The organism is Acetobacter sp., assembly GCF_047721705.1.
Classification (GTDB): domain Bacteria; phylum Pseudomonadota; class Alphaproteobacteria; order Acetobacterales; family Acetobacteraceae; genus Acetobacter.
This window is the reverse complement of record NZ_JBDNXK010000055.1, coordinates 1-22,482: the sequence shown is the minus strand read 5'-3', so window position 1 is coordinate 22,482 and position 22,482 is coordinate 1. Positions and strand designations below refer to the sequence as shown.

Genomic DNA, 22,482 nt, shown 5'->3' with positions numbered 1-22,482 from the left:
TTGGCTATTACTGGGCCACCTTGCGGGTGCCCCTTTATAAAACTTTTTTGATTGCAACCAAATCGACCAAAACCACGCGCCCGTCATGAAGACGGGCCGCTCTTTGTGTATGCGCGATCGTGCGTGCAGGGCGAGGTGGCCGCCCGAAGGCGGTCACGCTGTGCTTTCCTCAGAAAGCGGCCTGGATACGGGCGGCAACGGAGTTGCCGTTGCGGCCGGCGATGTTGACCGTGCCATCGTGGCTCGTGCGCTGGTCGATGAAGTGGTTGTAGTCCAGCATCACGCGGAAGTGGCGGTTCGGATACCAGTTCAGGCCACCAGACCAGACGATCTGGTTGCCACCACGGACACCATTCGCGGAGTTGACCTGACTGTTCAGGTCCGTCTCGCTGTAGCGACCCGTGATTTCAAGAGCGCCCCACTGACCGGTCTTGGGGTTGAACTCCTGCGATTCCTTCACGCCCGGAGCCGAGAAGGCGCCTTCCTTGTAATTGTAGGCACGAGGCGTACCGAACAGTGTGTAGTTGGCCGCAACATACCAGCCGTCGAAGCCCAGATTGCTCAGGGACTGGCCGCTCGCGGTGTGCGAACGGTTCACGCCGATATGGTAGTATTCGGACTTGATGACCAGGCTCTTCCAGCGCAGGCCGGCTTCAGGACCAGCCGCCCAGACCTGCGAGACGTTGGTGATCGCGCCGGTGCCCAGAAGGCTGTCCTCGCCAAGATTGACTTCAGGACGCTGACTGAGCGTGAAGGAGCGGCCGTGCGTGCCGTTGTTCGGCTTGAAGGCCGAAATGGCGGAAACGCCGAGATGCAGATCCCAGTCCTTCGTGGCGATCGGACGACCGGCGAAGCGGAACGTGCCGCCCGTCTGGCTGTCGCTGACAGCGCCGTCACCGCCGTAATAGCCGCTGGCGTTACGACCGCCGAACTGCTGGCCCGTGAAGTAGGCGCCGAGCCACCAGCGCTTCTCATAGTGCAGGCCACCGATGGAGAAGCGGGCGTCACTGGCGGCGATGTTACGCACGATGTCCGTGATGCCCGGACGCTCCATCATTTCGAATTCGTTGGAGCTTTCGGAATCTTCTTCCGTCACGCGCGGCTGGAAGTAACCGATCGTGAAGATGGTGTTGCGCAGGCCGGCGTAGTTCAGGTTGCCTTCATAGAGGCCAACGGTGCCGTCGTTGTTGCCCGCACCGAAGTCAGGCGTGACGTTCGCCACCCAGTCCTTGTAGCGGAACGTGAACGGGATACGCAGACGACGCGCGTTGGAGGTGAAGGAGTTGAACTTGCCCTTGCTCTCGCCGGCGCGCGGCGTGACGCCCATGAAGCCACCGAAATCTTCATGGAAGGCCAGACCGATCGAGAAGGCATATTTGCCGTCCTCGGACTGGATCGTCGGGCGACCGTTAGGGAAGCCGATCTTCATGCCGCCGACCTGCACCACTTCGGTGTCGGCGGAAGCGCGCTTGAAGTCTTCCCACGAGCTGGTGATGCCGCGATCTGAAGGCGGACGGCCGTCACCATTGGCGTGGTAGGAAATCTTGGGCGGCTGGTTGAAGGCCACACCCGGCTCAGGCACGCCGTTGTAATCCTGCGGTGTGTGGGCCGCCATGCGGCGTGCGTGCTTCCAGGAATGCGCCTCGCCACGATCCTGCGACGGACGACCTTCGTCGTTCGTGGCGGGGAACGTGTGCTGATGACGCAGCTCGGAGCGCATCGACAGCATCTCACGGCGCATTTCCGCCATCTCACGGCGAAGAACGGCAACTTCCGCGCTGTCGGACGTGGCAGCGGAAGCAGGGGTGACCACGAAGGCAGACGCGCTGCTCAGCATGGTCAGGGAAAACAGTAAAAAACGGGAGGACAGGGTCATCTCTCTCTCGGTCCGGCGCGGTGGGATGACGGCCTGTTAATCTCTCCTCGCAGAAAACGGCGTGAAGCCTCTGTGACACACCGATTGCACTTTTGTGACACACACGGAAAACCGCAGATTTCACACAAAAATCACGACACAATCATACCCCCAAAACACAATCACCACTAACCCATGTGCTCTTTATGCAACGGTCATCACCAAGGGTCATGAGCACGAACAGCAGTTCCTCGATACTCTCGCAACGTGCTGCTCTCTGGCTGATCAGCGGAAAGGCGTGGGAATCGAGAACACAGAGATCCGCTTCCATCCCCGGCGCTATGGTGCCGATCCGGTCTTCCAGATGCAGGGAGCGCGCTGCGCCCGCTGTCGCAAGCCAAAGCGCCTGCGCCGGATGGAGAGAACGGCCTGTCAGTTGAGCGACCTTGTAAGCCTCCCCCATCGTGCGCAACTGGGACAGCGATGTGCCAGCCCCCACATCGGTCCCCAGCCCCACGCGAACGGGTCGCCGGGGATCCACCGCATCGAACAGCCGGAACAGGCCGCTCCCGAGAAACAGGTTGGATGTGGGACAATGTGAAAGGGCCGCATGCGTTTCGTGGCAGCGGCAGAACTCCGTTTCCCCGACATGGATTGCATGACCGAAGATGCTGCGCGGCCCGACCAGACCCGCGTGATCGTAGACATCAAGATAAGAAGCACGCTCCGGGAACAGGCGATGCACCGCTTCGATTTCGCTCAGGTTCTCCGCAATGTGCGTCTGCATGAACAGACCATCATGGGTGCGGAGCAACTGACCCGCTGCTTCGAGCTGTTCTGGCGTGCTGGTGATGGCGAAGCGCGGCGTCACCGCATAAAGCTGCCGCCCCCGTCCGTGCCAGCGATCAATGAGGGCAGCGCTGTCATCATAACCGGATTGCACCGTGTCACGCAGATTATCCGGTGCATTGCGATCCATCAGCACCTTACCCGCGATCATGCGGGTGCCAACACGCTCTGATTCCGCGAAAAACGCTTCCACAGACTGGGAATGCACCGTGCAATAGACAGCGGCCGTCGTGGTACCGGAACGCAGAAGTTCCGTCAGAAAGGCACGGGCCACGGCCTGTGCGACGGCCGGATCGGAGAAAGTCGCCTCAACCGGAAAAACATAGCGTTCGAGCCATTCCAGTAACTGCTCGCCCCATGAAGCGATGATCGGCATCTGGGGATAATGCACATGCGTGTCGATGAATCCGGCGGAAATCAGCGCATCGCCATAGGAGATGACGCGTGTATCGGCAGAGAGGCCGACGTTCAGCGCGGCATAGGAACCGACCTGCGTAATCAGGCCATCCCGCATGACGACCAGACCATCTTCCTCCACATACAGCGCCTCCGAAGGCGGCATCTCGAAGGGATTGCCACGAAACGTGACGACACGGCCACGAAGCGCGGTTGCCGGAGCAGTCGAGGGGCTGGCGGACATCGGAAAACTTTCATGATTCAGGGCGGGAAATGCTGCCCCGGAGGATAAGTGTATTCTCGGTTATTTGAAACGAGGGGGGCCATGCATCAGCCGCCATAGCGGCCTGTTCAGCAGCCCGCTATGGGAAAGAAGGGCGGCGCGGCCCCTTGCACCGCGTCTTATCGAGATGAGGGTGTGGTGAAGCGAATCTGGCGGCGTCTGAACGAGAAACAGCCTTCTGCTCCCGAAGTCCGCACTTGGGGCCATGGCGGTGAGCCCGCGGCTCCATCTTCCGATGCCGACAATGCGCCGGCTTCCGCCGGGCAGCGCTCAGGTAAAAAAGAACGGCATATCTCCACCAAGGAAGCCATCCGTCGCTTCCGCGCCCATTCGCAACAGGAAAAGCACACGGATGTTGTGCGGGTGGGCGTGCAGGACGCGCTCTGGTCGGATCTCTATCACCACGCCCTGACGGCAAACTGGCTGGCTTTCACCTTCTGGGCCGTCGTTTCCTATATCGGCATCAACCTGTTCTTCGCCGCGCTGTATGCGATGCTGCCGGGAGAGGTGACGGGCTCCCATCCCCTTTCCTTCTGGGATCTGTTTTTCTTCAGTGTGCAGACCCTGTCGACAATCGGTTACGGCGGCATGGTGCCGACAGGCACGATGGCGAATGCGATCGTCGCGCTGGAAGCCTTGATCGGCATGATGATCAATGCACTGGCGGCTGGCGCCGTGTTCGCCCGCATCGCCCGCCCCCGCGCGCGGATCATTTTCAGCGACAAGGCCGTGATTTCCGATGAAAGCGGTGTTTCAGCCCTATGCATCCGCATCGCCAACTGTCGGCGCAGCCTGATTCTCTCCGTCGATGTGGAAGTGGCTCTGTCCCGTCTGATCGTCTCATCTGACGGCCACCTCGAACGCCGCTTCGAGCCCCTGACCCTCGTGCAGGCCCATGTTCCGGTGCTGCGCTTCGCCTTTGTGCTGGCTCATGTCGTTACAAAGGCCAGTCCGCTCAGCCACCACTCACTGGAAGAGCTGAAATCCGAAGAAGCTGAGATCATCGTGACCGTCACCGGCACGGACGAGGCGATGGGACAGACGGTCTTCGCTCGGACGAGCTACGCTTTCGACCATGTCATGCACCACCACCGCTTTGTCGACATCGTTCACAGCCGCCCGAATGGCGTGGTGGCGGTCGATTATTCCCGGTTCCATGACATTGAAGCACACCAGCCCAAAGAGCCGCCCCTCAACACTCAGGAATAAAGCGGTTTCTGTGATCCACACGCTTCCGTGCCGCGCCTGCATTGAGCCTGCGCGGCAGTTCGTGTTTATGTGTTTCAATAATGATGGATCATCGGATCTGTCGGCCCGCGCCCCTCTCATGCGGCGCACAACTGCCTGAGTATGCACACACAATGAGTTCTTCCCTTCCGTCTGTCGCCATCGCCCTGTTTGTCAAAAACGAGTTTTCCGACATCGCAGGATGGATTGCATGGCACATCGCTCTTGGCGTCAAAACGCTCTTCATTTTTGAAGACCATTCGTCAGACGGCACATGGGAAATCATTCAGGCCGCTGCCAAATCCTACGATATCCGGGCCGTTCGCACCGATCCTGCGTCCCAGCCCAGCTTCTATCTCCGCCAGCGCGACAGCTTCATGGCCGCAGCGGAAGAATGTCGAGGCAAATATGATTGGCTCGGCTTTCTGGACGGCGACGAATATCTCTATCTCCGTCACACTGACAGCCTGCCGCAATTTCTCGCGGGAATGCCGCCCGAAGCGGGCGCCATCGCCTTCTCGTGGCGCATCTATGGCAGCTCCGGCAAGGTCGTGCGTCCGCACACGACGGCCGTGGAAGCCTTCACCCAGCATTCAACGCCCGAACTCGGTGACAACGAACTGGTAAAAAGCTTCGTGCGCCCCGAGAAAATGGGACGCGAATACATCAATCCGCACTGGTTTGATGTTCCGGTGGAGAACTATGTCCGCCCCAACGGCGAGAAAGTGGAACAGGCGCTCCCCATCCAGAGGATCGACTGGTCCGATGCCTTTGTGATGCATTTCATCTGCCGCAGCATGGAGCATTACATCGCCCGCGTGAAACGCCGCATGCACAGCGATCTGCCTGACAGCCAGGGGCCGTGGCACCGTTTCGACCACAATGATCTGACGGATCTGGAGCCGTTGCGGAACATTCGCGCGGTCCACAATACGTTGTTACCGATCTACAGAAACATGGTGACGGCCGCTGTGCAGACGCTCCGCGATAGCTCTGTCAGCGAGAAAAAGATGCCGTTCACGGACGGAGAGATCGAGAAACCCCGGCTCGTGCGGTTCCGCTCCATTCACAATACCTATCTGTGCTACGCGCCAGCCACACAGGAAGTCTTCAACGCCACGCAGGGAGCGGCCGAGGAACACGGCATGCTGCCGGTTTATGGCGCGCTCTTTCCTTCCACCCCGGATCTGGTCACGCTTTTCGTTCCCGGCATTCAGAACAGAAACGTCCTGCTGATCGGCGATGAACGTGTGACCGATCAGCCCATTTACAGAATGTACAAACTGCCATCCGGCAAGCTGGCGCTGATGAACCCGATGAACGGGCTTTTCGTCTGCTTCATCCCTCCCAATGAGGGAGATTGCCGGTTTGTGGAAGCCAACCGTCGGGAAGCTGATGCGTGGGAATCGGCAACGTTGGAAGTCGTGCATGGCCTCGAATATCCGGACAGCCGCTTTGCGGTACCTTTCCACCCCAACAGCGGCACATCGTCGGCCGAGATCATGGAGTGGGTCGCCTCCGCTCCCGTCCCGCCAACGCCCAACGCGTTCCTGAGCGTGCTGTATTCTGTCGCGCCCTCGGCTCGCGAAGACATCAGCCATCGCCTGCCGGGCCTGCTCTTTCCATTCATTTAAGCAGCACGTTGCCCCTTCCAAGGGGCAGGCAACGTTAACCCGTTCGCCAACTCGCGTTGGAAATGGCCAGCCAGCGCCTGAGCGCCAACATATCGGACAGGCCGGGCGTGAGGGTGCTGTAGAGCGGAAAAATATCCGTTTCCGTCACCAGTCGCGTACCGTCTTCCTTGGCAGCCGCAACCAGTGACGGCTGCATGGCGGCCTGAGCTGCGGCGTGACGCCAACGCGCTGTGCTGGCGGCGGATGTCAGCATCGGCAGCACGAGCGCCGCATCGATCGATGCAGCCTGCGCAAGCGCCCGATACGCTGGCCACAAAGGATGGGACGGCGGCCGTCCTCGCAAGCTTGTAAAACGGGTAGCAAAATCCGGGATGTCGCCCTGCGGCGATGATGCAAGCGTGAAAAGCGGCACGAACCCCTCTTCCTGCAACCCACCCAGCAGTTCCGGCGTGACATCCACGGGTGAGAGCTGGATGACGTCCACTGCCCCTTTCCGCAGCGCGGCGATGCTGTCCGTCGGTATGGCGAAACCACTGACCGGAATGACGCGCATGGAGAGGATGGCCATCGCCACCAGTGCTGGAAGTTCGCCACCCGTCGGGGTGGTCACCGCCACCCTCACAGGCGTGTTCTGAATCATGGTCCGCAGGGAGCGGCGGAAATCGACATGCCCCACAATCAGAGGGGCACCCGCCGCCAGCAGCACCGGCACCCAGCGCTGAAAGTCGAAATGAACGCGCGTATCACCTGCCAGCGCGGCAATGATAGCCGAACCGGGGGCAAGCAGGGCGCTGTCACCTGCCGTCTGGGCATCGAACAGATTGGCGCCCGTCACACCATCCTGCCCGATGACAGGACGCTGGATGATGGGGCCATCCGTGGACAGCGTTTCCTCCAGACTGGGTGCAAGACGGGGCGCCCAGCGGGTCGGCCCCGTTCCCGGTCCACCCGCGACAATAAGCGTGGGCGTTCCCATTGTCGGCGCAGGCACAAGAGAGGAGGCCGCATGGAGGAGCGCCTGATCGAGCGGTTCTCGCGCAAGAGCACGGGAAGCGGTCGCGCAGGCAAGACCACCGACACCCGCTATCAACCCAAGCGATGTCTTCAGAAGAGCGCGTCGGCTCGGGCCACCAAGCTGGCGCCTGTCGGGATTCTGATCCGGGTCGAACAAAACGATGAGGCTTCCTTCCGCTGTCACTGAGAATGCTTAAAGAAGCATGGCCACCATAAGGTTAAAGCGTCTCTGTGGCCAGTTCAGGGCGCTTTCGTTAAGGCCATTTCACCTCAGGCGGCATGCTCATGAGAATGGCGTCGGTGTTGCCGCCTGTCTTGATGCCGAACAGCGTGCCGCGATCATGGAGGAGGTTGAATTCCACATAGCGGCCGCGCCGGATGAGCTGGGCTTCCCGCTGCTCGGGCGTCCACCTCTCCATCATGCGACCACGGATGATTTCGGGATAGGTTTCAAGAAACGCCAGCCCCACATCCTTCGTGAAAGCAAAGTCCATGGACGGATCACCGCTATGAAGGCGGTCGTAGAAAATCCCGCCGAGACCACGCGGTTCCAGCCGGTGCGGAAGATAGAAATACTTGTCACACCACGCCCTGAAGCGCGGATAATACTCCGGGTCGTGCTTTTCGCATGCCAGTCGGAATCCGTCATGAAAGAGCGCCGCGTCATCCTGCGCTTCCTCGCTCTCGGGAAACATGGGGGTGATATCGCCGCCGCCGCCAAACCAGCCCTGCGTCGTGACGATCATGCGCGTATTGAAATGCGCCGCGGGCACCAGCGGACTGCACATATGGGCAACGAGGCTGATGCCTGTCGCGAAGAAACGCGGGTCTTCCGCCGCACCGGGAATTGTCTTGCGAAACTCGGGGCTGAATTCTCCACTGACAGTGGAAACATTCACACCGACCTTCTCAAAGACACGCCCGCGCATGATGCTCATCACACCGCCGCCTTCCGTGTGGGCGTCGTCCCCCGCCTCACGCGTCCACGCGGTGCGCTCAAAGCGACCGGCCTTTTCATCACGGCCGGGCAAACCCGGCGCGTCCTTTTCAACGGCTTCGTCCTCGATGGCCTCAAACGCCGCGCAGATCCGGTCGCGCAACGATTCGAACCATTGCCGGGCCTGAGGCTTGAGGCTTTCGTAATGGCGCGCTTCGGCGGTCGGGGGGATGGCGGCTGCATCCATGGACGAGGGTCTCCGGCTTCTGTCAGGACCGGCAGCAGTTCCAGCGGGGACGATCATCCGTCCGGCTGACGCGGGAGCACGCACCGGCTTTGCAGCAGCAGGGGTGCGGCATCATGTGACGCATTGCAAGAGGCAACGCATCCTTGCCGGGTTATGCGCGTTGTTTCGTTGACCCGAAAAGGGAACCTATATAGAACAAAAACTGAGTCTTCCACCACGCGCAACCATGAACAGGGGTCGAACGGATGCTTACACGCAAACAGCATGAACTGTTGCTGTTCATCGATTCCTATCTGGGTCGCACCGGCTTTTCTCCTTCTTTCGACGAGATGAAGGATGCACTGGGACTGAAATCCAAGTCCGGCATTCACCGTCTGATTTCCGGACTGGAAGAACGCGGTTTCATCCAGCGGCGTCACAACCGGGCGCGCGCGCTGGAAGTGTTGCGGCTGCCGGAATCCGTGCAGCCTTCCTCGCTCCGTCGCGGGCTGAATGTCATCGAGGGCGACTTTTCACAGCGGCTCGCAGGCGTGAAGACGGAGCACGACGTCCCTTCCACAAGCCTGCCGCTCTATGGGCGCATTGCCGCCGGTCTGCCCATCGAAGCGCTTCAGGACCACACCACCCAAATCGACGTACCCGCCGCGCTGCTTGGGCAGGGCGAACATTACGCACTGGAAGTGTCAGGCGATTCGATGATCAACGCCGGCATTCTGGATGGCGACACCGTCATCATCCGGCGCATCGATACGGCGGAAAGCGGCAAGATCGTCGTCGCGCTTATCGACGATACCGAAGTGACTCTGAAAAGGCTTCGCAGACGCGGCAATGCCATTGCGCTCGAAGCCGCCAATCCCGATTACGAGACACGCATCGTTCCCGCCGAGCGCCTGAAAATTCAGGGGCAGCTTGTTGGACTCCTGCGCCGCTATCACTGAGAACCATCAGACCTGAAGGGGGAAACTGCCGTGAAAATCATTATCGACACGGACCCCGGACAGGACGACGCGCTGACCATTCTTCTTGCACTGATCAGCCCCGAGATCGAACTGCTCGGCGTGACAACCGTCGCAGGCAATGTCGGCGTCCAGCAGGCAACGATCAACGCACTCAAGACCATGGAACTGGCCGGACGCGAAGATATTCCCGTTTTCATGGGAGCAGACCGCCCCTTGCTCCGCCCGCTCGTCAACGCGACGCATGTTCATGGACGAACGGGCTTCGAGGGTGCTGATCTGCCCGACCCAACCATCACCGCCGCACCGGAACACGCGGTCGATTTCCTGATCCGTACCGTGATGGATCATCCGCCGGGAACGATCACGCTTTGCGCCATTGGCCCTATGACCAATCTCGCGCTTGCCATTGCGCGTGAACCGGCGTTGCGCGAGCGGGTCGCGCGGATCGTCACCATGTCGGGCGCGTTTTCGGAAGTCGGTAACATCACGCCCACGGCGGAATTCAACATCTATGTCGATCCGCATGCAGCCGCCATCGTGCTGGAATCGGGCATTCCCATCACCATGTTGCCGCTGGACGTGACCCACACCCTCCACACCAGCGCTGCCCGACTGGCGCGTTTCGAGGCGCTCCCCAATCGCGTCGGCGCCGTGGTTGCGGACTGGCTCCGGTTCGAAAAGCGCTTTGAGGCCACAAAATATGGCACGGATGGAGGGCCACTGCATGATCCCAATACCGTCCTGTGGCTGCTGAAACCTGATCTTTATCGCGGACGGAACGTCAATGTGCGCGTCGAGACCGGCAGCGAACTGACAATGGGCATGTCGGTGGTGGACTGGTGGGGTGTTTCCGGCCTCCCCACCAATGTCCTGTTCCTCCGGGAATGCGATGTGGATGCGGCTTACGACCTCATCACGGAACGGCTTGCGCGGTTCCCCGCTTAACCGTTCAGACGTCCAAAGGCGGCATCCAGATCGGCGATCAGATCGTCAGCATCATCCAGACCGATCGCCAGCCGGAACGCAGGGCTTTCCGGCAACGCGCCAGAGAGCGAACGGGAGATGCCGCCCGTTGTCGGCAGCACGAGGCTTTCGTAACCGCCCCATGACGCACCGATTCCAAAGCGCGTCAGGCCGTTGATCATCCGCTCCATTCCGGCACGGTCGCATGAACTATCCAGAACGACGGTAAAGAGCGGTCCGGCACCCGTGAAGTCACGCTCCCAGAACTCGTGGCCGGGACATTCGGGAAAAGCCGGATAAAGCACCTGCGCCACTCGAGGCTGCTCGCGGAGCCAGCTTGCGACACGCCATGCCGTCCGGGCCTGACGCGCCAGCCGTACACCCATGCTGCGCAGTCCACGCAAGGTGAGCCAGCAATCGTCCGGTCCAGCCACCTGTCCGAGCTGGATGGCAGCATCGCGCAGCATCTGCCAGTCGTCCTCACCAGCAGTTGTGATCGCTCCGACAATGACATCGGAATGACCGCCCGCATATTTCGTAAGCGCCTGAATCGAGACATCCACGCCGTGAGCGAACGGTGCGAACACACCGAAACCCCACGTATTGTCGAGCAGAACCCGAGCCCCCCATTCGTGCGCCACACGCGCCAGCATCGGCACGTCCTGCACTTCAAATGTGTGACTGCCCGGGCTCTCCGCAAACACCACCTGCGTGTTGGGACGCATCAGCGTGCGTAAGGCATCTTCGGATATCATCGGGTCGTAATAGGTTGTCTCAACCCCGAACCGGCGGAGTATCGTGTCGGCGAAACGTCGTGTCGGTCCGTAGCAGGAATCCGGCACGAGGCAGTGGCCGCCCGAGCTCGTCCATGTCAGCAGCGCGGTCGTGCAGGCGGCAAGACCGGAAGAAACGATCTGTGTATCGCCTCCTCCCTCCAGCGCGGCGACAGCCCGCTCGAGTTCATGCTGCACGGGCGAGCCCATCGCACCGTAGATGGCCGTATGCTTATAGCGCTCCCCACCTACCCGACGCATGGTGTCGAGATCGGCGAAGAGCATGGTCGAACCACGCGAAACAGGGGCATTGACCAGCGTGCCCGTCTGACGAAACCGCTCATCGCGCAGGTCTGGACGCGCCAGTTCAACCAGCCGTCCGTTCAGCGCCTCCCACCCTCGGGCCACCCTGTCTTCTCCTGTGGTCATCAATTCCGTTCCTGCACTCTGCCTTTTTCGATGGGGGCACCCGGTGTCGCCGCCCATTCAGCCCACGATCCGTCATAAAGAGCCACATTGGCAAAACCAGCAATAACGGCTCCCACGACGATGACCGCCGCCGTCATGCCCGAGCCGCATGTTGCGATCAGCGTTTGATGGGCCGCATGCGCACCGGCGTGTGCAAACCGGTCGGCGAGTTGAGCCTGAGAAAGAAATTTCTTCTGATCATCCAGCAATTCGCCAAACGGAATATTTCTCGCACCAGGCATATGTCCCGAAGAAAGTCCCGCACGCGGTTCGGGGGCTGTCCCCTCAAAACGTCCTGCTGAACGGGCATCCAGAACAAGAGCATCCCCCGACTGCTGCTGTTCACAGAGGCTCAGCATATCGCCCAATCCTCTCAGAAGAGAGGTAGTCAGGCGCGGCACATAAGAAACCGGGGTCGGCGACGCGGGGGCACCCTGTTCCGTTGCACCACCGATGGCGCGCCATGCAGGCAATCCACCATCAAGGATAAAGACCCGTTCATGCCCGAAGAGGCGCAACAACCACCATGCGCGACAGGAAGAGGCAATGTTGCCCTGATCGTAAAAAACGATCGTCGTTTCGTGTGTGAGGCCCAGTTCTCCGGCCAGTCGTGCAAAGCGCCCTGCCGATGGCACCATGTGGGGCAATGCAAGATCCGGGTCGGAGAACAGTTCTATGTCGAAACGCTGCGCGCCCGGCAGACGTTCACGCAGAAAGGCCGTCTCCGGATCGACCTGTTCACCCGGCAGATTCGCAGTGGAATCGAGAATGACGAGATCACCGTCAGCAATGCGCGTCTGCAATGCTTCGGCGGATATAAGGGGCTGGATCACGGATCATCTCCTCTCCACTGACTGTGGAGAGGAGCACAGAATCACTGGATTGCGTGTTGTGCAAGCAGGTTCCGCAACCGCTCCGCCGCTTCCTTGCCCTTGAGCGATTCCGCCCACAGCACTTCGATGACCCGCTGATGCGCGTTCACGGCTTCCGGCGCGCTTGTCACCAGCGACACCCCCGTTGTTGCAACCGGAGACGTGTCACAACGGAACGGATTGATCGCCAGCATCATGCGCTCGCGGCCACGCATGAGAATGCAGCTCGTCGTGCTTTCCACATCCGCAAGAAGGCTGAACTGCAGGCCGATCGGACCGGATTCGATCATCTCGACAATACGACCGATTTCCATCGCCGCGACCTTACGCGCCTCCGTGCGGAGTTCCTCGGACATGGGAATGGCGTCTCCCACGCCTTTCTGCAGAAACCGCTCGACAGACTGTTCACTCAGCATGGTGATCATCGTCGGACGGCGCAGACGGTAGGATTCCTTACGCGCCGCGAAGATCTCCTGATGCTGCTTGATCAGGGCCGTATCCGTTGTCTGCTCCACGATCGCGCGGAAAAGAACGGAATCATAATCGGGAGAGGTCACAAGATAGGCGACCGGATCGATGATCTGAAGGATCTGATCAGCCTCTTCCTCGACCTGTCGGACACGCTCGAAAAAACTGATCGGACGGCTGTAATACTCAACCCCGATACCCAGCAGAGTCAGCGGGGAAACCTTCAGCAGCTCCGCCAGCCTCTGCACGGTGTCGAGCTTGATCACCTCGCCTTTTTCGTACCGGTAGAGCGCGGCCCGCGAAACACCCAGACGCGCTGCGATTTCGTCCGCACGCATACCGGATTCGAGACGAAAAGCACGCAGCTGCTGCCCGATCTCACTCAGACGCATAGTCACAGCAGCCATTCCATTCTTTCCTTGGCATTAATGAACGGTAGTGTAGGGCACATCATCAATAATACGTTAATCTGCCTTTCTGTAAAGAGTCCATATTTTGCGATTTTGAATGGCAGAAAAAAGGCACAACTCAACCATGTGCATACCGACATCAATTTTTTAGAGCGGCCGTTGCAATGGCGTGTCAAAACAGTGAGACTGCCTCTGAAAACACGCCTCCATCTTCGGCAGGGTTTCTGCTGACTTTGCGAAGCGGACAGGCAGTCCATTGCACCGCGCGCAGCGTGGAATCCGGAGCGTCATGAGCGCCGAAAGACTTATCAGCGGGCTACTGATTCTCGGCGTGGCGTATGGGTGCGTGATCGTGACCGCCCCCTTTCTTTCCGCCATGCTCTGGGCCGGAATTCTTACCTTCGCCACATGGCCCGTGCTGCGCTGGTTCCGGCGCTACATGGGGTCGATTACAGCCGCCCTGTGCATGACGCTGCTGAGCGCAGTCTGCGTCGTGGTTCCCATCTCGCTCATTGCTTCCGAAGTCGTGTCGGACGCGCCCACGGTCGTGACCGACCTGACCAACGCGCTCCTGCCCAGCCTCCAGCTTCCGCCTGTCCCACAGTGGATCAGGAGAATTCCGCAATTCGGACCGGAACTGACGGCCTTATGGCAGAAAGCCGCTCAGGATCTGGGGGATCTCAACCACACGCTTCGCCCCTATGCAGGTGACATCGCCCAATCCATCGCCGCCCTCATCATGCAGATGGCCAATGGCGGCCTGCATCTTGCGATGGCGCTGTTCATCGCGTTTTTCTTCTGGTCGAGCGGCGATTCGATGGGACGCACGATCCAGCAGCTGATCGTGCGCGTCGCTGGCGGACAGGCCGAGCGCATTGAGCGAATCATCGGCGGCACAGTGCGCGGCACCGTGTACGGCGTTATCGGCACCGCGCTGATTCAGGGTGTGCTGACAGGTCTCGGCTTCTGGATCGTGAAGGTTCCGGAGCCGCTTCTCTTCGGCACACTGGCCTCTTTTCTTTCGGTGCTACCTGTCGGCGCGCCACTCGTTTGGGTGCCTGCCGCCATCTGGCTCGCCCTCAGCCATCACCTCTGGAAGGGCATAGCGCTCGCTCTTTACGGCATCATTCTTATTTCCGGAGCAGACCACGTCATTCGTCCCTTCTTCATCTCTCGTGGCGCACAGTTGCCCTATCTCCTCACGCTTATCGGCGTGATTGGCGGTGTGCTGGAGTTTGGGGGACTGGGAATTTTTCTCGGCCCCGTCCTGCTTGCGGTCGGGTACACCCTGATTGTCGAATTCGCGGCTGGTCGCCTCGCCTATCAGTCAGGTTATAAGGAATCACAGGGAAAATAATGGACAAACCGAAACGGAAACCTCTTCTGAAACGGGTCCGGCGCCGCGCTCGCGCGCTCAAGACGGTCACTGTCGCCGGCAGCCCCCGAGGAGAGCAGGACGTCAAGATCATCAGCTGGAACCTGCTGCATAGCGTCGGGGCCAGCCTTCGGGACGTTCAGCTTCTGCTGGAACGCGAGCGACCCGACCTTCTCCTGATGCAGGAAGCAACGGAGGAGATTGACCTCCTTCCAGACCTTGTCGGTGGCCATTATGCCCGCTCCCCGCTCCCGGGCCGTATTCACGGCGTGGCCTGCTGGAGCCGGGTTCCATTTTCCCGCGCACCACGTACCTGCGTCATCCCCTCAGGGATGATCGTGAAGCGCATCGCCCAGATCATCCGCCTGCCGACCCTTACGGTGGCCAATGTCCATCTTTCCCACGGCCAGATCATGAATCGCCGTCAGTTGCGTCGCCTCTCGGCCGTACTGCCATTACCCGCCGCCATTCTCGGTGATTTCAATCTGGTCGGCCCAACACTTGTACCGGGCTTCACCGATGTCGGTCCACGCGCGCCTACCCATCGCATGGCCGATCTCGTTCCCATCCGCATCGACCGCTGCCTGATCCGTGGTGCTGTCTGTGAAGATTGTGAAGTGCTGCCGGTTTTCGCCTCAGATCACAGACCGATCATGGTACGCCTCAGACCGGGACTGATGACAGGACAGGCTCATATCGCGGCCCCACTTCTGACCGAGCAAGACCTTATTCTCTGATTCAGATTGCCTGCGAATGTTGCTTCGGGCCTGCACCAGCTTTCGGCAGATAGCGGTCGAAAACAGCCGCAATATTGCGGATGAAAGGACGACCTGCTTCCGTGACGCTCACACGCTCTCCGTCGAACACCACAAGCCCGTCCTGAGCGAACTGGAGAAGGCGCTCTTTTTCCGCCGCATAATCATCAGGGCCGAAAACACCGAGATCGACCGCAAGATCACACATCAGACGTTCGATGAGTGCACCGCGAACCCTGTCGTCGGCTGAGCAGGCCACCCCACGGGCCACGGGTAAGCCGGTGTTTTTCTCAAGCGCCTCGCGGTAGGCCGCCACATTGACGATGTTCTGCGTAAATCCGCCGGGGAGAGAGGAAATGGCCGAAGCGCCGATGCCCACAAGGTAACGCGCTGCGTCCGTCGTATAACCCTGAAAGTTTCGCTTCAGCGTTCCTTCCCGGACAGACGCCGCCATGGAATTGTGCGGCAGGGCGTAATGATCAAGGCCGACCGGCACATACCCCGCCTCGCGCAAGGTCGCATCAATCATCGCTCTCTGTGCGATTCGCGCATCCCGATCAGGCAGCGCTTGTTCCGGCATCATCTGCTGCCGTTTGGCTTTCCACGGCACATGGGCATACCCGAACACCGCAATGCGATCCGGTCGCAACGAGGCCGTTCTGAGGGCTGTGACCTGCACACTCTCCGCCGTCTGGTAAGGCAGACCATAGATCAGATCGATATTGACGCTTGCAATACCGGCTTCCCGCACTGCGACCACACAGGCTTCGGTCTGCTCGAAACTCTGGATCCGGCCACACGCCTGCTGCACGCGAGGCTCGATATCCTGCACGCCAAGGCTGGCACGGTTAAAACCGAGTTCCGCAAGCAGATGAGCCATTTGTGGCTCAAAATGACGGGGATCGAGTTCAATGCTGACTTCAGTGTGCGGCAGAAGATCGAAGGCCGCATGTAGTTGCGCAAAAAGCTTGCGGAATACTGCCTCAGGGAGAGTCGTCGGCGTCCCGCCACCAAACTGAAGATGGCTGATAGGTGGCCTGCCTTGTGCAGGCACAGGAATCAGCTTCGTAACGCGGTGCAACTCGTCTTCCAGCAGATCGCCATAAGACGTTCGTGCCGATTCGCTGCGCACCACAGAAGTGTTGCAACCGCAAAAGCCACAAAGCTCATCGCAGAACGGCACATGCACATAGAGAGAAAGCGCCTCACCCGCTGGAATTTCTTCCAGCCAGCAAGACGCTTCAGCAGAACCGACCGCTTCGGAGAACCGGATGGCGGTCGGGTAACTTGTATAACGCGGCAGGTTGCCATCGTACCGCGCGAGCAGTGATGACGACGGCACCGCGTCCATGAACTTAGAACCGGTAAGCGATACCAGCGGAAACCACGGTCGGGTCGAGAGACTCATGCACGCGGCCACGCAGCGTCTCGGAGCGGTTCTGCGCCCAAGCGTGCATACGTGAGAAGACCTGCTTCACATCCGCATTGAAGAACCAGTTGCCGACGATCTGGTAGTCGAAGCCGACATTGACCAGCGGGCCACCGGTGAAACCGGAGTTCAGCTTCGTCAGACCCAGCGCGCCTGACCCCTTCATGTTGTAGAACCACTGCAGGTCCGCGCCGACACCCACATATGGGTTGAAGCGCTTGTGCGGGCGGAAATGCCACGTGAAGGTCAGAGCTGGCGGCAGAACCCATGCCTTGCCGAGATCGGTCTTGTGCTGACCGGCGATGCCGGCAAGCTCACCACCGTTCGCGGACACTTCGTGACGCGTGCTGGTGGCAATCAGGTCGACAGCGATGTTGTCCGTCAGGAAGTATTCGAACGTCAGCTCAGGCATTGCCTGATTCGTCGTCGAAACGTGCGTGCCTGCCATGTGGATGCCGTTGACGCTGACCTTGCTGTCACGATCCTGCGGCAGGATGCCCACGCCGGACAGACGGATCATGAAGTCGCCCTTACCCAGACCGATCTTCGTGCTGGCGCAGGTCTCGAAAATGCCACAGCGACCACCGCGAGCCGGCGGAGGCGCAACAGCCGGAGCGACAACCGGGGCTGTCACATAAGCCGAGCCAGCAGGAGCGGCGGCAGGAGCAGGAGCGGTGGTGACCTGAGCGTGCGCGGTGCTGCACAGGGCGCTGGCGCCGAGGAGCGTGGCAGCCAGAAGCGAGCGGGACTGGGTCATACGGGTCGTCTCATTTCCAGAAGCATTAAATCTGACGGCCCTGTAACCATGCAGACATAAACAGAGCGTTGATCTGGATCAATGAACGACAAGTTCAGGTGAAGTGATGTTTTTATGCAACAGAATCGCCTCGGAAGCGTAACCGGACGAACACAGTCCTGATAACGTATACGGATCTGGTCGGACGAGGCGGATGTGCGTCTCCTGACATCCAAGCCGTCGCGCCATCTCCGACGTCGCCTGAATCAACGCGATGGTGATGGGATGGCTCGGCCCCATCGTGAGCACGACGATACGTTTTATATGGCAGATTGCATTTCGGTCTTTTCCTTGCGGAACCACATGATAGAACGCAGCGCCGCATGGCCCCTGCATTCCGGCATAACGCGCGAGAAAAACCCCATTTTTTCCACGGGAGGCTGGGGAGGTGAGGCGCTTCGCCCGTCGTCGCCAGACCGCCAATGTCAGTCCCGGCTCATCGATGGCGACAAGAGGAAAAGCCAGCGTCACGTCTGCCGGCTCCATTGAAGACACCAGAATAGAAGAGGTTCTCTCGTTCACGCCCGACCGTTCTTCCTGCAATAAGCGGTAGTTCTGCGGTGGCGGAAGACAGCGATTTTCGGCAATGATATAAATCAATACGCGCCCTGCGATGATAAGGGGTGTGATCGCGGCGTAATCGCGCTAAAGACGACTTGGAATTGATAAGAAATATTTCTCCTGGCAGGGAGCAGGATACAGCAATGGCATCATCTTCCCTGACAGACGAATCCACGACATTCCGACCGCGCAGGCTGGTGATTGCCGGGATGGAAGGCTGCAAAGGCTGCGCTGTCTGCGAAGTGCGTGCCCGCGGCATCTGTAGCGCGCTGGATGATCAGGAACTTGAGCGCCTTGCGCAGGCTGCCGTGCGCGTGACGATAGCGCCGGGCCGTGTCTTCATTGAGGAAGGCGCGCCAGCGAACGAATTTTTCAACGTCACCTCCGGCACCGTCAAGCTGTTCAAGTCGCTTCCTGACGGCCGGCGTCAGATTACCGGCTTTGTCAGCACCGGACATTTTCTGGGACTGGCTGTCTCCGACCGCTATGCCTTCGGTGCCGAAGCCATCGATCAGGTGCGCCTGTGCCGCTTTTCGCGGGAAAAGCTGGAAACCGTCGTGCATGAGTTTCCAGTGCTCGAACGTCGGTTGCTGAGCGAAGCGGCCAACGAGCTTGTCGCCGCACAGGACCAGATGCTGTTACTTGGCCGCAAAACCGCACGGGAGCGCGTGGCGAGTTTCCTTTATGGGCAACTGGTCGAAAATTACGGCAACGACCTTCCGGACAACGCCAAGCTGCATTTTCCCATGACCCGCGCCGACATCGCCGATTTTCTTGGCCTGACGGTGGAGACCGTCAGTCGTACACTGAGCGGCCTCCGTCGTGACGGGCTACTGGCAATGGGGGCGGCACATGAAATCACCGTGCTGACGCCCGAGAACCTGCATACGATCGCCAAAGGGGAAGCATAAGCTTCCAAAAGCGGCCTGAGAGTGGAACCCTCACCCTCTCATTCCGCGGCAGCTCTGAGTTCGCCGACCAGTTCCTCCAGATTTTCGGCGCGCGGAGAAACATTCTTCAGCGTCGTCCAGTTCTGGCGTGAAATCAGACCATAAGCCTCATCGCAATACTGGGCGAAAAATCCATAGGACATGCGACGTGGCGCACCCCACGTGTTGAGATACAGCCAGTCCGCGTCATAGCCATGCAGCCAGACCGCATGACCACCCGCAATGCGGTTGTCCGCCGTCGGATCAATTACCCAGTCAGCATCGCCTGAACAGGCATAGTTCGGTAGGGAAAGACCAATATACAGTCCACCCAGCATGGCGATGGCTCGATGGACTGAAGCCGTATCCGCCGGACTGACATAACCGAAGGCTGTCAGGTAATCCCGTGTCTGACCGGGCCGCTCATACCCCTCCCGGCACCAACGCGAAAGCACATCCACTTCCACCGCGCCACGATCGGACATCGGACTGCCGGGCACATAACCGGATTCCGCGCTGTAATTTTCCACCACATGCGTATCTGTCAGTTCGATGGGCGTCAGCGCAGCCCCTGTCCATGTCCGGATCGCAGACGCGACCGAAACCTGTGTGCAACAACCAAGTGTATCATTGCACCACATGGGCCAAACCACGCTCGGAGCCCAGTTGACGGACGGAGGCGGTTCGGAAAGACGATAGTGAAGAGGCCCGGCAAGACGATAGGTACGAGGGTCCAGACGCGCGGGCTTCTTGCCCAGCTTGCGCTGAATCATGATATTTACTGCTCCAGTATTGAGAATACGGAGCACAATAACTGTCTCTTCTAGTGACTTTCGAGCGCAGCTTTCACGATGGCCCCGGTCAGCACCTGAGGAAGAACATACCCTTCTCCATGGGGTGGAAAATAGACATAGAGAGGCACGCCATCCCGGCCATAGCGATGCAGAAAGGTCGTTATTTCCGGGTTCCGGTTCGTCCAGTCTCCCTTAAGGAAAACAATCCCCTTTTCTGTAAATTCCTTCTGTACAGAGCTACTTTCAAGCGTCACATGTTCGTTCACCAAACAGGTGATGCACCATGCCGCCGTCATATCCACAAAAACAGGCTTTCCCTGGCCACGCAGTTTATTCAGCCTATTTTCTGAAAATGTCTGTTCGGAAGACGTTTCCGCGACCATTTCTTTGTGAAAACCACTTCCTGAAGAAAGAAAAAACAGAAATGGAAGAGGCGCACACGCAACAAGAATGGCCGCAGCGAACAATCCGATCTGTCCGCGGCGCCCACCAATTCCCCGCGCCGTCACGACCAGCCAGCCACTAAAACCCAATGCCAGCAGACCGCCTCCAGCGACAGCCACGGCATTGCCATTCTGTTGCGCCAGCACCCATAGCAACCAGACACATGTCGCCAGAACGGGAAAAGCCAGAACCTGCCGGAGAATTTCCATCCATCGCCCCGGACGGGGTAGAAAACGTCCCAGCCCGGGTATAAGCGCAAGCATCAGATAGGGACTGGCAAGCCCCAGCCCCATTGCCAGAAAAATGCCGAGCGCCGCCACTGGTGGCGCGACCAACGCACCTGCAATCGCGCCGCCCATGAAAGGCGCAGTGCAAGGTGTGGCGACAAGAACTGCGAGCATCCCTGTCAGAAAATCACCCAGCAGACCTCGCTGGGAATACAGCAGCGATTGTCCGGCGCTGATGACGGGCAATTCAAAAATACCCAGCAGGCCGAGACTGACAGCGAACAGCAGCAAGCATATGCCCGTCACGAAAGCGGGCGACTGAAACTGAAAGCCCCACCCTGCGGAAATTCCCGCACCACGTGCCGCCAGCATGACGCCCCCCAGACAGGCGAACGTCAGCAGAATGCCTGCTGTGTAAGCAACGCCACTACGGAGATGGCTCCTGTTCTCATGCAGTCGCAAAATAGCCAGTGCCTTCATGGCGAGAACCGGAAACACACAAGGCATCAGGTTGAGAATGAGGCCACCGAGAAATGCCAGACCAGCAAGCATCAGCCAGCTCATCCCATCACCGGTGGGCATCTGCATGACGGCATTCACAGGCTGAGCCGTCACGGCCAGCACACTCCGCGTCCCGGCCACATCGCGCATATCGAGCAGCCCCCCAAACGGCTTTCCTTTCGGAAACCCAGCCAGCGGCTTCAATTGCAGCATCAGTCGCCCCGATGACACTTTCAAAGACTGAGGTGCCACCTGATCAATCTGTCCCGGTTCATCAGGAATGAACCACGCCTGCTGCACCGTTTTGGAAGAAAACCCCTCTCCTTCCACGGTCAGCGAACCATTCTGCGTGATGGTCGCTTTGAAAGGAGACGGTTGAGGCACCTGTGTAGCGGCCTCCGTGAACAGGGATGCCTGCGCCGAAGGAACCAATGGCCCCGCTGGCAACGTCAGTTCAAAATCAGCTTCCTCAGGCACACAGACTGCCGCGCAGACAAGCCAGTCCGCATGGGCACTGACTTTCACTGTGTCCCCTGCACCAGCCACCGACTGGATCGTGACTGGCAGCAGGACATCGCCCGTATAGCCATAGGACATGAGAGGCCCTTCAGGCAGACGCGTGGGAGCGGGCCACTCAATGCTGTCCCTCTTGCCTGTGACGCTTCCCGATACTGTCACGGACAATGCAACAGGTTCACCGGCGTCCCCCGGATTTTTCCAGTAAGTATGCCAGCCGGGTTTCAATCTGAAGTAAAGACCGATCCGCAAGGGACGGTCAGCCGTAGCCGTGTCGCTATCAGAAACCAGCACCACGGTATCCCGTTCGCTGATGAACGGTTTGCTCTGAGCCGCCTCCGCGCCACACGCGGCCATCATCCCGACGAGAAGGGTGAAGGTAACAGATAAAAGGCAGATCAAGCGCACGGTCGCGTTCCTGCTGGCTGTGACGGACGGGACTGGTCTTATAGCAAAGTGGAGAAATCCGGGAGCCGACGACTGCACGGGCGGCAAAAAGCTCCCAGCATGGTTCAGAAACTGCTCCGGCAGAATTCAGTTCCTGTTTTTTTCAGAATATGTCTGACTCAGACACTCGAGAAGAACTGTGGAGACTGCCCATCATGTCCCTTCCGACTGGACGCCGGACTTTTCTTGCCGCCACCCTTGGCGCTGTCCTGACATCAGGTGCGCGAGCTGCCCCGCCTCGCCCCCCCGCCCCCGATGTCACGACGCACCCTCCGCGTTCCTGGGGAGGCAAGGCGCCGACGGGCTATCTCCCAGCTCCGGACATCCTCCCGCTCGCTCCTTCCTTCAAAGCC

20 protein-coding genes and 1 pseudogene are annotated in these 22,482 nt (G+C 59.5%); 9 read left to right on the top strand and 12 right to left on the bottom strand.

From position 1 onward, the window contains the following. Positions 1-169: 169 nt before the first annotated feature. Together ABF824_RS10450 and guaD are read right to left on the bottom strand one after the other, a co-directional pair. On the bottom strand, positions 170-1,876 hold the full coding sequence (locus ABF824_RS10450) for an OprO/OprP family phosphate-selective porin (protein ID WP_415488726.1): 1,707 nt from the start codon (positions 1,874-1,876) through the stop codon (positions 170-172). A gap of 142 nt (positions 1,877-2,018) precedes the next feature. Then, positions 2,019-3,344, bottom strand: coding sequence for a guanine deaminase (gene guaD / locus ABF824_RS10445; protein ID WP_415488724.1), 1,326 nt, complete (start codon positions 3,342-3,344; stop codon positions 2,019-2,021). Positions 3,345-3,464: 120 nt separating this feature from the next. Here guaD and ABF824_RS10440 point away from each other — a divergent pair, with 120 nt between their 5' ends. Further along, complete coding sequence (locus tag ABF824_RS10440; protein WP_415488722.1) at positions 3,465-4,592, top strand: ion channel; 1,128 nt, start codon at positions 3,465-3,467, stop codon at positions 4,590-4,592. 152 nt (positions 4,593-4,744) lie between these two features. Beyond that, complete coding sequence (locus ABF824_RS10435) at positions 4,745-6,244, top strand: glycosyltransferase family 2 protein (RefSeq protein WP_415488720.1); 1,500 nt, start codon at positions 4,745-4,747, stop codon at positions 6,242-6,244. 34 nt (positions 6,245-6,278) lie between these two features. Here ABF824_RS10435 and ABF824_RS10430 read toward each other — a convergent pair whose 3' ends face one another. Beyond that, positions 6,279-7,415 (bottom strand): hypothetical protein, encoded by a 1,137-nt coding sequence (locus ABF824_RS10430; protein ID WP_415488718.1) that lies wholly within the window; start codon positions 7,413-7,415, stop codon positions 6,279-6,281. A 97-nt stretch (positions 7,416-7,512) separates the two neighbouring features. Further along, on the bottom strand, positions 7,513-8,442 hold the full coding sequence (gene hemF, locus ABF824_RS10425) for an oxygen-dependent coproporphyrinogen oxidase (protein ID WP_415488716.1): 930 nt from the start codon (positions 8,440-8,442) through the stop codon (positions 7,513-7,515). Between hemF and ABF824_RS10420 the strand changes: the two genes are divergently transcribed. From ABF824_RS10420 to ABF824_RS10410, 3 genes are all read left to right on the top strand, one after another. Continuing rightward, on the top strand, positions 8,441-8,614 hold the full coding sequence (locus ABF824_RS10420) for a hypothetical protein (protein WP_415488714.1): 174 nt from the start codon (positions 8,441-8,443) through the stop codon (positions 8,612-8,614). The genes hemF and ABF824_RS10420 overlap by 2 nt on opposite strands. 73 nt (positions 8,615-8,687) lie before the next feature. Beyond that, complete coding sequence (lexA, locus tag ABF824_RS10415; protein ID WP_415488712.1) at positions 8,688-9,380, top strand: transcriptional repressor LexA; 693 nt, start codon at positions 8,688-8,690, stop codon at positions 9,378-9,380. A gap of 30 nt (positions 9,381-9,410) precedes the next feature. Beyond that, complete coding sequence (locus ABF824_RS10410; protein ID WP_415488710.1) at positions 9,411-10,346, top strand: nucleoside hydrolase; 936 nt, start codon at positions 9,411-9,413, stop codon at positions 10,344-10,346. On the opposite strand, the gene metC is transcribed toward ABF824_RS10410, so the two are convergent. The 3 genes from metC to ABF824_RS10395 are packed head-to-tail and all read right to left on the bottom strand — an operon-like array spanning position 10,343 to position 13,352. After that, positions 10,343-11,566, bottom strand: coding sequence for a cystathionine beta-lyase (metC, locus tag ABF824_RS10405; RefSeq protein WP_415488708.1), 1,224 nt, complete (start codon positions 11,564-11,566; stop codon positions 10,343-10,345). The two genes, ABF824_RS10410 and metC, sit on opposite strands and share 4 nt — an antisense overlap. Continuing rightward, positions 11,566-12,438 carry a sulfurtransferase gene (locus tag ABF824_RS10400; RefSeq protein ID WP_415488706.1) on the bottom strand — a complete coding sequence of 291 codons (873 nt, stop codon included), beginning with the start codon at positions 12,436-12,438 and terminating at the stop codon, positions 11,566-11,568. Before ABF824_RS10400 ends, metC begins: the two co-directional genes overlap by 1 nt. A gap of 41 nt (positions 12,439-12,479) precedes the next feature. Next, entirely contained in the window at positions 12,480-13,352 is an 873-nt protein-coding gene (locus ABF824_RS10395; protein ID WP_415488704.1) for a helix-turn-helix domain-containing protein, read from the bottom strand. 292 nt (positions 13,353-13,644) lie between these two features. Between ABF824_RS10395 and ABF824_RS10390 the strand changes: the two genes are divergently transcribed. Together ABF824_RS10390 and ABF824_RS10385 are read left to right on the top strand one after the other, a co-directional pair. Further along, positions 13,645-14,712, top strand: a complete 1,068-nt coding sequence (locus ABF824_RS10390; RefSeq protein WP_415488702.1) for an AI-2E family transporter — start codon at positions 13,645-13,647, stop codon at positions 14,710-14,712. After that, positions 14,709-15,467, top strand: coding sequence for an endonuclease/exonuclease/phosphatase family protein (locus ABF824_RS10385; protein WP_415488730.1), 759 nt, complete (start codon positions 14,709-14,711; stop codon positions 15,465-15,467). Before ABF824_RS10390 ends, ABF824_RS10385 begins: the two co-directional genes overlap by 4 nt. 1 nt (position 15,468) lies before the next feature. Here ABF824_RS10385 and hemN read toward each other — a convergent pair whose 3' ends face one another. From hemN to ABF824_RS10370, 3 genes are all read right to left on the bottom strand, one after another. Next, positions 15,469-16,836 (bottom strand): oxygen-independent coproporphyrinogen III oxidase, encoded by a 1,368-nt coding sequence (gene hemN, locus ABF824_RS10380; RefSeq protein ID WP_415488728.1) that lies wholly within the window; start codon positions 16,834-16,836, stop codon positions 15,469-15,471. A gap of 4 nt (positions 16,837-16,840) precedes the next feature. After that, complete coding sequence (locus ABF824_RS10375) at positions 16,841-17,671, bottom strand: OmpW/AlkL family protein (RefSeq protein ID WP_415488700.1); 831 nt, start codon at positions 17,669-17,671, stop codon at positions 16,841-16,843. Positions 17,672-17,749: 78 nt separating this feature from the next. Next, complete coding sequence (locus ABF824_RS10370) at positions 17,750-18,232, bottom strand: hypothetical protein (protein ID WP_415488698.1); 483 nt, start codon at positions 18,230-18,232, stop codon at positions 17,750-17,752. Between the two features lie 182 nt (positions 18,233-18,414). On the opposite strand from ABF824_RS10370, the gene ABF824_RS10365 reads away from it, so the two are divergent. Next, positions 18,415-19,182 carry a Crp/Fnr family transcriptional regulator gene (locus ABF824_RS10365; protein ID WP_415488696.1) on the top strand — a complete coding sequence of 256 codons (768 nt, stop codon included), beginning with the start codon at positions 18,415-18,417 and terminating at the stop codon, positions 19,180-19,182. A 38-nt stretch (positions 19,183-19,220) separates the two neighbouring features. On the opposite strand, the gene ABF824_RS10360 is transcribed toward ABF824_RS10365, so the two are convergent. Both ABF824_RS10360 and ABF824_RS10355 read right to left on the bottom strand, forming a co-directional pair. After that, positions 19,221-19,973, bottom strand: a complete 753-nt coding sequence (locus ABF824_RS10360) for a hypothetical protein (RefSeq protein ID WP_415488694.1) — start codon at positions 19,971-19,973, stop codon at positions 19,221-19,223. A gap of 50 nt (positions 19,974-20,023) precedes the next feature. After that, the gene (locus ABF824_RS10355) at positions 20,024-22,090 is read right to left on the bottom strand and encodes a protein-disulfide reductase DsbD family protein (protein WP_415488692.1); all 2,067 of its coding nucleotides are present in this window, start codon (positions 22,088-22,090) and stop codon (positions 20,024-20,026) included. 194 nt (positions 22,091-22,284) lie between these two features. Between ABF824_RS10355 and ABF824_RS10350 the strand changes: the two are divergent. Continuing rightward, positions 22,285-22,482 (top strand): annotated as a pseudogene (locus tag ABF824_RS10350) (SMP-30/gluconolactonase/LRE family protein); the annotation flags it as partial.